Genomic DNA, 11,832 nt, shown 5'->3' with positions numbered 1-11,832 from the left:
CTAGACTGATGATAAGCGGCCTTCGGCCCCGCAGTTGCAGCAGGAATGCCTGAAGTCGACCATGGTCATTCCGAAGCGATCCTCGGATGCCGATTGCAGATGCCTGTAAGCCGCCGACAAATTGCCGAGCGGCTCGGCGAGGTCTGGGGTGTTCTTGGCAGCTTGCTGCTCGCGCAAAACAGTGAGGCAGGTGCCCACGAGCCTGTGTGCGCTGATCAACTGCTGCAGATGCACATTAAGGCGAGACGTTGTCCGCAACTTTGAAAGGCGTTCGCGGAGTTCGTCGAACAATTCCGCGGCACTGGCGATAGACGGAAGATCGAGCACTTCGCGGCGGCCGCTTGCCTGCAGCAGGATCATCAGGCCAGCGACCTGCCCGATTAAACGCTTAAGACCGTTGTAGACCTGGCGGGCCTCGAGACCATAGGCGACCACCTCATCCGCCACACCTTCAGGCAGAGACAAGGCCGCGACTTCGCGAGCGGGGCCAAAGCCAGCACAGTCCGGGCCATGAATTTGCGCCGCCCAGTCCAGCATCGACAGAGAAGACTTATTGCCTGCCATCGATGGCCCTCGTGGTGCTGCGTTCGACGAGTTTTCCCGGAATGCGCTGCAGGGCGGGCTGACTGGCATCGTTGCGCGACAGGGACAGCGTCAGGTCCACGGTGCGCTCCACCATCAGTTCCATTGGCTGACCAACAGTTGTGAGATCGTGCGACGGCCAGGAGGCCATCGCGATGTCATCGAAACCAACGACGGACAGACGGTCCGGTATCGAAAGGCCGAAATCGCGTCTTGCCGCGTCCATGGCGCCGATCGCTAGGATGTCGTTCGCACAGAAAAGCGCAGTCGGTGGTTCGTCGGACGAGAGAAACCCATGCGCGGCGGCATAGCCGGCCGCGTAGCTGAATTCCTGCCCTACGCTGCTGAGAGGAGCCTGCACGCCTCTTTCCAGGCAGCGGGCATGAAAACCCTTCCAGCGATCGACGTTGGTCGAGGCATTCGGCAAGCCGGCGACATAGGCCAGGCGCCTGTGTCCGAGATCGATCAGGTGGTCGGCGACCGTCCTGCCGCCGAGTTCATTGTCGCAGGTCACCGCATAGGAGCGCTGGCTGGCATCGTAGCGGTTGAAGAACACGACGGGTGTACCGACCTTGCGGCAGGCATCGGACGATGCCGAAGAAAGCGTCGTGGCCAGGATGATCACCACGTCGGGGTGATAAGAGAGCAGGACGCGAAGCGTCTCATCCTCGCTGCGCTTTGGATCGGTCACCACCAGCATCACATTCAGGTCCAGAGCTTGCAGCTTTCCCGTCAGCCGCGTCAGCACTTCGGGATAGAATGGATTGGTGATGTCGGACACGACGATGCCGACGATGCGGCTGCTCTTGGTGATGAGGCCGCGTGCGAGCGGATTGGGCTGGTAACCGAGTTCCGCCGCGCGCGCGAGGATTCTCGCGCGCGTCTTTGGCGCGATCACGGCGTCCTCGTAAAAGGCTCGCGAAACCGTGGATACCGACATGCCCAATTGTCTTGCCAAATCTTTCACCGTTATGCGGGGCGTGTGAGGCTGCTTCAGGGCGACTTCGGTCATGGCTGCTAGGCTCCAGTTTTAGCGGCGAACCATGTTTCGACGTGCTTTGTTCAAGGTCGTCAAGCGGCGTTTCGGCCGCCGTAGCGCCGCACGCGGATATTGGCCTGCTCAGCGTGTCCGGCAAAACCTTCCAGCATGCACAACCTCGAGCAATATTCGCCGACCAGTCCACTGGCCTCGTCGGTGAGGATCCGCTGGTATGTGCAGGTCTTGAGAAATTTGCCGACCCACAGTCCGCCAGTATAGCGGGCTGCTTTCTTGGTCGGCAGCGTGTGGTTCGTGCCGATGACCTTGTCGCCAAATGCCACATTGGTGCGAGGCCCAAGGAACAAGGCGCCGTAGTTGGTCATGTTGTTCAAGAAGTAATCGGGGTCGCTCGTCATGACCTGCACATGCTCGGAAGCGATGCGGTCCGCCTCGCGCACCATCTCCTCATCGGACTCACACACGATCACTTCGCCGTAGTCTGCCCAGGCCTTGCCGGCGAGTTCCGCTGTCGGCAACCGCAGAAGCTGCCGTTCGACTTCGGCCATGGTTGCCCGGGCGAGCTTCTCGGAGGTGGTAAGCAAGACGGCGGGCGAGGTGGGCCCATGCTCGGCCTGGCCGAGGAGATCGGTTGCGCAGATCTCGCCGTCGACGCTTTCGTCGGCGATGATCAGTGTTTCGGTCGGGCCGGCGAAGAGGTCGATACCGACGCGGCCGAAGAGCTGGCGCTTGGCTTCGGCGACAAATGCATTGCCGGGACCGACCAGCATGTCGACCGGGGCGATAGTACCGGTGCCGAGCGCCATGGCGGCTACTGCCTGCACACCGCCAAGCACGTAGATTTCGTCGGCACCGCCCAGATGCATGGCGGCGACGATCGCCGGATGCGGGCCGCCGTGGAAAGGCGGTGCGCAGGCAATCACGCGCTTCACGCCGGCTACGCGCGCCGTGACCACGCTCATATGAGCCGAAGCAACCATCGGATATTTGCCGCCGGGCACATAACAGCCAACGGCATTGACTGGAATGTTGCGGTGGCCGAGTACGACGCCGGGCAGGGTCTCGACTTCGATATCCCTGATGGAATCGCGCTGATGCTGGGCAAAATTGCGCACTTGCGCCTGGGCGAAGCGGATGTCTTCGAGATCGCGTGGAGCAACCGCGGACAGGGCTTTTTCAATGTCCTGCTCGGAAAGGCGAAAGCTTTCTGGCGACCAGTTGTCGAATTTTTCAGAGAGCTCGCGCACGGCCGCGTCACCTCTCGCCTCGACGTCGGCGAGAATATTTTCAACGGTCAATCGCGTTCTGGCGTCGACCGCCGCCACTGTGCTCGCGTCCTGGCCGCGCTTGAGATAACTGGGCATGTTCGTCCTCGTTCTTGAAAAAGGTGGAGCGGGCGGCGTGACGCCGCCCGCCTTGGCCATTACGGATTGACGGTTGGCTGAACCTTGGTGAGCTTGTACTGGTCTGCCGGCGGCTCGCATTTCTGGCAGTTGATGCCGGGCTCGTCGGCGGCTTTCGGAACATCGGCCGGCAAAGGCTGGATGGTCGCGCCTGGGGTTGGCTTGCCTTCAAGCGCCGACTGAATGGAAAGCTCCGGCAGCAGCGTCGGGCTGAACACCTCCGTCACGAAGGAACTGGGCACGACGCCTTCCGGGAAGGCGTTGCAACCATCTTCGAACGTCTGGCCTTTGCACAGCTTGACCTGGTCGGCGGGCACCCATGGCAGAGGATATTCGATGTTGCCCGGCTTGAGATCGCGCTTTCCAGTCAGGGCTTCCATCATCAGCTTGAAAGCATAGCCAGCACTGGCCGGCGGCGAGCCGGCGGAAACGCCTTTCAGGCCACGCTTCTGGAAATCTGGATTGGCCAGCGCAAGGCGGAAGCCATTCGAGTTTTCGCCCGTCATCGGCACCAGTTTGCTTCCCTTGTCCATGAGGGCCTGGATCGCACCGTATTCACCGGCCTGAGCCCAGATGCCGTCGACGTCGGGATGCGCTGCGAGCGCCTTGGCTGTTTCCTGCTGGGTCGTACGGTCGTCCCAGAAGGAATAGTATTCGTCCACGACCTGTATGCCGGGGTACTTCTTGAAGACCGACATGGCTCCATCGGTGTGGCGCTTGTCGACCGAGTTGCCGGGAACGCCGCGGCTGAGGAAGATCTTGCCTTTGCCGCCGAGCGCATTGACCAGGGCCTGAGCGCTGTTCTCGCCAAAGCCAGCGGTAATGTAACTGACGTTGTAGGCGCAGGGCTCGGTGACCGTCGCGTCGTACATGAAGAACTTCACGCCCTTCTCGCAGCCTTTGTGGATGACGCGATTGAGGGCGGTGGAAGAAATCGGAAAGCTGATAATGCCGTCGGCTTTGGCGGCAATCATGCTCTCATACGCAGCGATCTGAGCCTGGGGATCCGTGCCCGAGATCACTTGGGTCAGTTCCACGGTCTTGTCGTAGGGTGGGGTGGCGGCAAGCGCCTTGACGATGTTGGCTGCCTCCGACTGCCAAGAGTTGCCGCTGTAGCTCATGCTCAGGTAGATTTTGAACTTCTTGTCCTGCGCTGACGCCGACGGGGCGGTGAACGAAAGGCTGACCGCGGCAGTACAAAGAGCGGCTGCGCATAGACTTAGTTTTCTCTTCCAGTTTGGCATCGAAGGTCTCCCAGATCGTTGACCGCTTGTTGATGGGAACGTTCTCACTGAACGTCCCGGATCGCCGGGCGCGGGCGGTCTTTACCGCGCCAGTCGGCGTCTTAGGAACGCGAAGGTGTTTTCCCTCAGCAGGAGCAGGGCAATGAGGATGATCGAGCCCTCGATGACCGTGCGCCAGCCCTGTGGAATGCCAAGCGCCGAGATCACCGTACTCAACGCGGTGAGCAGGATGGCACCGCCTATCGTGGCGACGAAAGAGCCGCTGCCACCAAGAATGGACGAGCCGCCGATGACGACGGCCGCAATCGAGGGAAGCAGATAGTCGTCGCCCATGCGCAGCGTTGCGCCGTTTGCGTAGCCCGCCAGCATCATGCCGGCAAACCCGGATGCGGCTGCGCTCAGCATATAGGCGATCAGAACCGAACTGCGCACTGCAATGCCCGCGACATGAGCCGCGACCGGATTCGCGCCGATAGCTGTCAGGCGGCGACCGTAGGATGTTCGACCCTGCAGCACTGAGCCGAGGATGGCGAAAGCCAGGAAGAATAGGAGGATGACCGGGATGCCGATCCAACTCGCTTTCATCAGAGCGGTCAGGATTGGGGGAGCCGCGCCGCGCGGTGTGCCGCTCGTAAGCCCAAGTGCTGCGGAAGCGGTGATGATCCCCGTCGCCATGGTCATGATGAAGGGCGGGATACGCAGCAAGGTCACCCCAAGGCCGCTGATCCCGCCAATGCACGCGCAGATCAGCAAGATCGCTGGTATCAGCGGCAAGCTCATGCCGCTGGAGGCATCGATCCAACTGGTCGTCAGCACGCCGCCAAGCGTTATGAGCGCCGGGACTGAAAGGTCGAGACCTCCGATCATGATGACGATCCCCTGGCCGAAGGCCACGACGATCAGGAACGACGCCAGAAGGATTATGGTGTTGACGTGATCCCATGAACCGAGTGCCGGGCTGACGAAGCGTGAACCCAGCACCAGCAGGATACTGATACCGAACACGCAGACCGCCGTGATTGTCTCTGGCCGCAAGCGTGCGGTACGCCTATTGTCGGCGACACGTTCCGTGTGCCGTTGGGCCCGCGGGGCAGGAGCTACAGTCGCCCCGGGAGGGTGCGCTTCGGTCACGTTGCACCTCTTCGTTCAACAAAATGCGTCACGACATTTCCAAACACCACCGCCTGCACGAGCACCACGCCCTGGAAAATGCCGGTGTAGAAGGACGACACGCCGCCGGCGAACAGCACCTTCTGCAGCAACATGAGCGTGGCGGCGCCGATGATGCTGGCGATGACACTGCCGCGCCCACCGCTCAGCGACGTGCCGCCGAGCGCCACGGCAGCGAAGGTCAGCATCAGGAAAGAGGCGCCTGCGTTGGGATTTCCTGTCGCAGTTTGAGCGCTGAGCATGAAACCCGCGAGGCCGTAGAGCATGCCACCGATAACAAAGCTTAGAATTCGGACGCGTTTGACATTGATGCCTGACAGATGCGCAGCTGTTTCATCAGCCCCCACGACATAAAGGCCTGTGCCGAACGCCGTGCGTCGGCAAATCATCCAGAGAACGACAACGGCCGCGACGAAGAGCCCCGAGATCGGGATCACGCCGAAAAGCACGTCGGTGAGATCATAGGAGATGAAATCCGCGACCGTGCCTCCCGGCGCGTCGAGGATCACCAATGAAAGGCCCTGGCAGATGATCATCGTCGCCAGCGTGGCGGCGATCGACTGGAGACGCAGCACAGCGACCAGGAAACCGTTTACCAGGCCGACCACGCCCCCGATCGCCAGGCAGATGGCAAGGCTTTCGACTGCCCCCAACGGGCCGTCCAGCGGATAAGCCGCCATGATGACATTGGTTAGCGAGATGACGCCGGCGACGGAAAGGTCGAAGCCTCTGGACAGCACGATCAACGTCTGACCCGCCGCCGCGATCGCAAGGGGAACGGCATTGTTCGTCAGGTTGAGCACTGTGTCGGCGGTCAGCGCGGTAGGATCCCATATGGAATACAGGCCATACAGGATGATGTAGAGAACGATGATGATGCCGGTGCCGCTGGCCAGTAAGGCTTTTGCCCTTGCCGGCATTGACGGGGCGAGGCGGTGAGAGGTGGCTGCCGCCTTGGTTGCAAGAATGCTCATGCCGCGGCCTCGCGCTTTGATTTTGCGGGGTCTCGGGAATGACCGGTAAGGGCTGCGACGAGCGCACGCTCTTCGATGGCTTCGCCCGTGAACTGCTCGAAAATTCGTGCGCCGTAGAGCACCAGACAGCGGTCGGCCAGACGCGTCAGTTCTGTAAGTTCCGATGAATAGAGAAGCACCGATCCACCCCTGTCGGCGAAGGCCCGAATGGCCGCGTAGATAGCCTGCTTGGTACCGACATCGACGCCTCGGGTCGGATCGTAGAGAAGCAATGTACGCGCGCCCGTAAACATCGCACGCGCAAGCAATGCCTTCTGCTGATTGCCTCCGGAGAGGTCGGCGATACGAAAATCGAGATAGCGAGGATTGAGTTCGACCCCTTCGGATGCCCGTGCGGCACTGTGCCGTTCCAGCGCGGGCCAGACAAAACCGGTCCGGCTGATGTTCTGGATGACGGGCAGCACGATGTTTGCTGCCGTCGACAGTGTCGAGAATATCCCTTCCACCTTGCGTTCCTCGGGAAGGAAGCTCAGTCCGGCCGCGATGGCATGACGCGGGCTCTTTGGTTGTACGGGCTTTCCTTCGACCAGGATTTGTCCCGACGTCGCTTTATCCAGGCCGACAAGGGTGCGGAAAAGTTCGCGCTGGCCTTGGCCTTCCAAAGCGGCGATGCCGACGATCTCGCCCTCTTTCACGTCGAGTGTGACGCCCTTGAGCTTTGCGCCGGTGACATTGTTCAGTTCGAGCACGGAACGCGTCTCGCGAGCGAACGAGTGGGCGCGGCGCCCGTGCGCCTTCTCCGTGCGGCCGACCATCAGCTCGAAAATATCGGCATCGCTGGCGTCCGATAGTCCGACGCTTGCCACGGAACGGCCGTTTCGCAGCACCGTTGCCTGCTTGCACAAGGTGCGCACCTCGGCCAGGCGGTGTGAAATATAGAGGACGGCGGTCCCGGCCGCAGTCGTGCTGCGAACCAGATCGAACAGCCATTCGACATCGGTCAATGCTGCCGTAGGCTCGTCAAGGATAAGAACCTTTTCGGCATAGTGCATGGCTCGGGCGATCTCGAGCCGCTGCCTGTGGGCGAGCGACAGGCTGGCGATGCCGGCGATCGGCGAGACGTCATCCAAACGATAGCGATGCAGGATTTCAGCTGCGGCTCGCGCTGTCTGGTAGGGAGAGACCAGGCCGAACGCCCCGCGCTTCATGGCGGGCAGCAGCAGCGCTTCGGCAACGGTCAAGTTGGGCGCGAGACTCAATTCCTGGAAAGCCGTGGCGACGCCTGCTTGTCGCGCATGCAGGATCGAATGCGGCGCATAGACCGCACCGTCGAGACGCATCTGACCGCTGTTTGGCGCAATCACACCGCTGAGGATCTTGACCAGCGTGGATTTGCCGGCGCCGTTTTCGCCGAGCACCGCATGGACTTCGCCCGCCGCCAGATCCAGCGACACATTTTCCAATGCTGTGGTCGCGCCGTAGGATTTGGTAACGGCAACGGCCTGCAATCGTGGCGGCGACACACTCAACAGATTTCCTCCAAAACGCCCTCTTCCATCCCAAAACACGCAGTGAGAACGTTCTCTTTCTACTATTTCATCGAAATGCGCTGTGATCAACAGATCATCGACCCTTTAATTGCGGAGCCGCATATCTTCCGATTTCATGCCGGGCTGCTGCTTTCAACGGCGGTTCAATGAGACCGCAATGATGATGATGGCTCCCTTGATGACCTCCTGGATGCTGGTCGATAGACCGAGCACGAGAAGACCAAATCCGAGAATGCCTATGAAGATTGCCCCGACGACGGAACCGACGATTGATCCATAACCGCCAAAGAGACTTGTCCCGCCTATGATCACGGCCGCGATCACGTCCAGTTCAAGGCCCGCTCCCAGGCTGGGATTGCCAGCTGTGGAGCGGGCCGCGAGCATCAGGCCCGCAAGGGACGCGGTCATGCCGGATATCGCAAAGGCGAAGATTTTGACGCCGTCCGTGCGCACACCGGAAAAGCGCGCGGCAACAGCATTTCCACCGGTCGCATAAACACGCCTGCCGTAGGGCATTTGATGCAGCAGGTAGTAGCCGACGGCCGTAAGAACGATCGTCCACCAGATAGGAGCCTGCATGCCCAGAAAACTACCGTTCCAGAACAGATTCGAAAAATCATCATCGACGATCGACACGGGCCGGGTGCCGGTGATGGTCAGTGCCAAGCCGGAAAAGATGGACAACATCCCAAGCGTTACGAGAAACGATGGAATGCGCAGTTTTGTAACAAGCACGCCCGACACCGCGCCGATCGAGGCCCCGGCGCCCAACACCAGAAGGGCGGCGACATAGGCCGGGACACTTTGATCGAGCAGCAATGCTCCGATCATACCTGAAAAGCTGGCAACCGACCCGACCGACAGGTCGATTTCGCCGCAGATGATGACGAACGTCATGCCGATCGCCATCACGGAGACGATGGCTGTGATGCGCAGAACGGCGCTTGCGGTTGAGACCGACGCAAGGTGGGGGGCGAACAAGACGAAATAGAGGGTGATAGCCAGGAAGATCACATAGGTGATGTGATCGCGGAAAAAATTCATCGCACTTGCGCGCATCGGCATCGAGGACGGTTTCATGCTGCAACTCCCTGAGCGCGTACGCTGGTCTGTCTGGCGGCCTCGGCCTGCAGCAACGCGCGAAGCCCGGTCTCGTCGTGCGCGCTGCCCATGCTGCGCGTTATCCGGCCCTGCGCCATCACCAGAATGCGATCGGACAAATCCAAAAGTTCTTCGAGTTCCGAAGAAATGAGCAGCACGGCGACGCCATCGCCTGCCGTGCGGCGCACAAGCTCGCGCATATCGCGCTTGGCGTTGACATCGACGCCGGAAGTTGGCTCATCGAGGATCAACAGCTTCGGTTTCATTGCCAGCCATTTTGCGAAGACGATCTTCTGCTGATTGCCGCCTGAAAGCTCCTGGGCTCTTTGTAAGGGACCGCGGCACAGGATATTTAGGTCGTCGCGGTATTGTCTGAACAGAGCCGCTATTCGCGCCTTCGCCATCGGTCCAAAGGGACCCGCGAGCGAGAAATCGGAAAGACGGGGAAGCGCAAGATTCTCCTCGATTGAGCGCCCGCCAACAAGCCCTTCGAGCCGGCGGTCTTCTGGAACAAGCGCGACCCCAGCAGTGATGGCCCCGCTGACGCTGCCCAGCCGAACGGATTCGCCTGCGACGGTGATGTGGCCGGATACATCCGGAACGATACCGAACAAGGCCTTGCCCAAGGTCGAGCGGCCGCTGCCGACGAGCCCGGCAAGTCCGACGATCTCGCCTGGATCGATCGAGAACGATATGTCGGACAGCTTGCGCGACGTGGCTAGATCGCGGACCTCAAGCGCCGGCGCCCCGACCGACGTTGCCGGGCGGCGTTTTGTGCGCGCCGCTGCGGTCGGCAAAGGCGCGTCGCCCCTCGGCCGCGACATCATCGCAGCGATATCCTCGATGGATGTCTTGCTCGGATCAAGTGGGCCAACCAGTCGGCCATCCTTGATGATCGAGATGCGATCCGAAAGCCGCAGCACATCGGCCATGCGATGGCTGATGTAGACGATACCGATCCCGTTTTGCTTCAGCTGACCTATGGTGCGAAAAAGCGTTTCTTCCTCGTGGATGGTCAGAGATGAAGTCGGCTCATCCATGACGAGCAGCTTGGCGCCCCGCGAGATCGCCTTGAGGATCTCGACCATCTGCCGTTGGGCGAAGGCCAGATCGCCCACGCGCGCGAAAGCATCAAGCGAGAAGGCGTACCGCTCGATCAGAGCCTGGGCATCACGAACCATTTTTCTGCTGTTGATACGCCGGCCAAAGGAGAGGGGCTCGCGAAGGACGAAGAGGTTTTCGGCAACCGATCGGTTAGGCAAGACGCTCAGTTCCTGGAAGATCATTGCAATACCGCGATCGATCCTCTCGCGAAGCGACAAGCTGGTGACGTCCTCTCCGGCGAACAGAATGTGGCCTTCATCCGTTCGATAGGCTCCCATGAGAATCTTCATGAGCGTCGATTTGCCCGCACCGTTCTCGCCGAGCAGCGCGTGCGTTTCACCGGCCATGACCTCGAACGAAATATCAGACAGCACGCGGTTCGCGCCAAACGACTTGCTGATGCGTTGCATCGCTACGATCGCGTTCTGAGACGTTGAAGTTTTCGCTTCGGCCATGACGATTTTCTCGATCGCTTGGGGAGCGTCGGCGGACCGCTGGGGCCCACCGACGAAAAGTGGCTAGAAGCATTCGCCGTTGCAGATTTTCACCACCGAGGCGGGAGCATCTTCCTTGGTGACCTCCTTGAGGGCACTGAGAAGGTCGAGTTTCTTGACGCGCAACGTCGGCACCGAGATGTATGGCGGGACGTTATGTCCAAGCAATGCAAGCGCGGCTGCCTTGGCCTCGGCGACGCCTTGGTCGTAGGGACGCTGCGCGCCTACGGCCAGGAATTCGCCACGTGCAACGTTCAGAGCACTGTCCGCGGCAATGTCATTCGTGGTAACGACGATATCGCGGCCGAGTGTCTTTGCCGCGGCCACGACTTGCTGGGCGGGCGTGTCCCAGGCAACGAAAATACCCTTCATGTCAGGATGCGCCGTCAACATTGCGGTGGCAACCTCGTAGGCCTTCTCTGGCGCCGTGAAGGTACCGACATCCGCGACCTTGATATCGGGATGTTCGCCGAACGCCTTCAAGGCACCGACCTTGCGGGCCGCGACGGAGTAGTAATAGTCATAAACCAGCGTGATGATGCCGACCTCACCCTTGCCACCAATCGCCCCGACAAGTTCCTGCGCGGCGAAATAGGCGTTCTTCTCGTTGTCGGAGGCGACAACGGTCACATAGTCCTTGCCCGGCGCCATATCGACCGGGACGTTGTCCATGAAAACCAGCTTGATGCCGGCTGCCGCCGCCTTCTTGTAGGCCTCGGACTCAGATTTCGGATCGATCGGAATCGAGAAGATCACGTCCGGCTTGCGGGCGGTCATCTGCTCCAGATCGCTGATTTGCTGGCCCGGTTGGAACTTGGCGTCGGTGGTTCCGACGACTTCGATACCGAGGTCCTTGAGGGTGTTGCTGATTCCGGCGACCTGCAACTGAGGCCAGCCGGCATCCATGGTGTGCATCACCAGTCCAGCGGTAAACTTTCCCGCCTTGAGCTTGGCAAGGTCCTCATCGGAGAATTTCAGTACGTCTGGTGAAACCGCCGGCGGACCGTCCGGGAAGCCTGGGACGGGTTGGCCCCGCGGCGACAGGGGAAGCGGCTCGAGCAGAGCTTTTGCTTCCGGTGGAATGGTGTCATCGGCGCGCGCCGATGATGCGGCCAATCCCGATAGCGTCAAGGCCAAAGCGGCCGCCATAAATCCACGATAGTGCATTTCATTTCCTCCCGATCATATGAAACGGCCGTAGCGGCCGGGTGGC

General features: G+C 60.7%; 10 protein-coding genes. All 10 read right to left on the bottom strand.

The window, feature by feature from the left end; translation table 11 throughout:
- The 10 genes from A4R29_RS30525 to A4R29_RS30480 all read right to left on the bottom strand — a co-directional run bounded on the left by A4R29_RS30525 (position 1) and on the right by A4R29_RS30480 (position 11,735).
- Complete coding sequence (locus A4R29_RS30525; RefSeq protein WP_063170572.1) at positions 1-564, bottom strand: hypothetical protein; 564 nt, start codon at positions 562-564, stop codon at positions 1-3.
- Positions 551-1,594, bottom strand: a complete 1,044-nt coding sequence (locus A4R29_RS30520; RefSeq protein ID WP_082826751.1) for a LacI family DNA-binding transcriptional regulator — start codon at positions 1,592-1,594, stop codon at positions 551-553. The genes A4R29_RS30525 and A4R29_RS30520 overlap by 14 nt, the downstream gene beginning before the upstream one ends.
- Positions 1,595-1,653: 59 nt before the next feature.
- A complete protein-coding gene (gene hisD / locus A4R29_RS30515; protein WP_027035677.1) occupies positions 1,654-2,943 on the bottom strand; it encodes a histidinol dehydrogenase in 1,290 nt (429 codons plus the stop codon).
- Between the two features lie 59 nt (positions 2,944-3,002).
- A complete protein-coding gene (locus A4R29_RS30510) occupies positions 3,003-4,226 on the bottom strand; it encodes a sugar ABC transporter substrate-binding protein (protein WP_063173884.1) in 1,224 nt (407 codons plus the stop codon).
- 81 nt (positions 4,227-4,307) lie between these two features.
- Positions 4,308-5,231: an ABC transporter permease gene (locus A4R29_RS30505; protein ID WP_063173883.1), complete on the bottom strand. Its 924-nt coding sequence runs from the start codon at positions 5,229-5,231 to the stop codon at positions 4,308-4,310.
- Positions 5,232-5,353: 122 nt separating this feature from the next.
- Entirely contained in the window at positions 5,354-6,370 is a 1,017-nt protein-coding gene (locus A4R29_RS30500) for an ABC transporter permease (RefSeq protein ID WP_063173882.1), read from the bottom strand.
- A complete protein-coding gene (locus A4R29_RS30495) occupies positions 6,367-7,989 on the bottom strand; it encodes a sugar ABC transporter ATP-binding protein (protein WP_082827606.1) in 1,623 nt (540 codons plus the stop codon). Before A4R29_RS30495 ends, A4R29_RS30500 begins: the two co-directional genes overlap by 4 nt.
- Positions 7,990-8,052: 63 nt before the next feature.
- Positions 8,053-9,000: an ABC transporter permease gene (locus A4R29_RS30490; protein WP_063173880.1), complete on the bottom strand. Its 948-nt coding sequence runs from the start codon at positions 8,998-9,000 to the stop codon at positions 8,053-8,055.
- Positions 8,997-10,580, bottom strand: coding sequence for a sugar ABC transporter ATP-binding protein (locus A4R29_RS30485; RefSeq protein WP_063173879.1), 1,584 nt, complete (start codon positions 10,578-10,580; stop codon positions 8,997-8,999). The genes A4R29_RS30490 and A4R29_RS30485 overlap by 4 nt, the downstream gene beginning before the upstream one ends.
- A gap of 63 nt (positions 10,581-10,643) precedes the next feature.
- A complete protein-coding gene (locus A4R29_RS30480) occupies positions 10,644-11,735 on the bottom strand; it encodes a substrate-binding domain-containing protein (RefSeq protein ID WP_161491089.1) in 1,092 nt (363 codons plus the stop codon).
- Between the last annotated feature and the right edge of the window lie 97 nt (positions 11,736-11,832).

The organism is Mesorhizobium ciceri biovar biserrulae (genome assembly GCF_001618845.1).
Lineage (GTDB): Bacteria > Pseudomonadota > Alphaproteobacteria > Rhizobiales > Rhizobiaceae > Mesorhizobium > Mesorhizobium ciceri.
The sequence above is the reverse complement of the archived record's forward strand: the minus strand, read 5'-3'. Positions and strand labels throughout refer to the sequence as shown.

Excerpts from the sequence above, each read along its gene's own strand:
- A4R29_RS30490 (WP_063173880.1), bottom strand. The coding sequence starts at position 9,000 with ATGAAACCGTCCTCGATGCCGATGCGCGCAAGTGCGATGAATTTTTTC.
- A4R29_RS30525 (WP_063170572.1), bottom strand. The coding sequence starts at position 564 with ATGGCAGGCAATAAGTCTTCTCTGTCGATGCTGGACTGGGCGGCGCAA.
- hisD (WP_027035677.1), bottom strand. The coding sequence starts at position 2,943 with ATGCCCAGTTATCTCAAGCGCGGCCAGGACGCGAGCACAGTGGCGGCG.
- A4R29_RS30485 (WP_063173879.1), bottom strand. The coding sequence starts at position 10,580 with ATGGCCGAAGCGAAAACTTCAACGTCTCAGAACGCGATCGTAGCGATG.
- A4R29_RS30520 (WP_082826751.1), bottom strand. The coding sequence starts at position 1,594 with ATGACCGAAGTCGCCCTGAAGCAGCCTCACACGCCCCGCATAACGGTG.
- A4R29_RS30500 (WP_063173882.1), bottom strand. The coding sequence starts at position 6,370 with ATGAGCATTCTTGCAACCAAGGCGGCAGCCACCTCTCACCGCCTCGCC.
- A4R29_RS30510 (WP_063173884.1), bottom strand. The coding sequence starts at position 4,226 with ATGCCAAACTGGAAGAGAAAACTAAGTCTATGCGCAGCCGCTCTTTGT.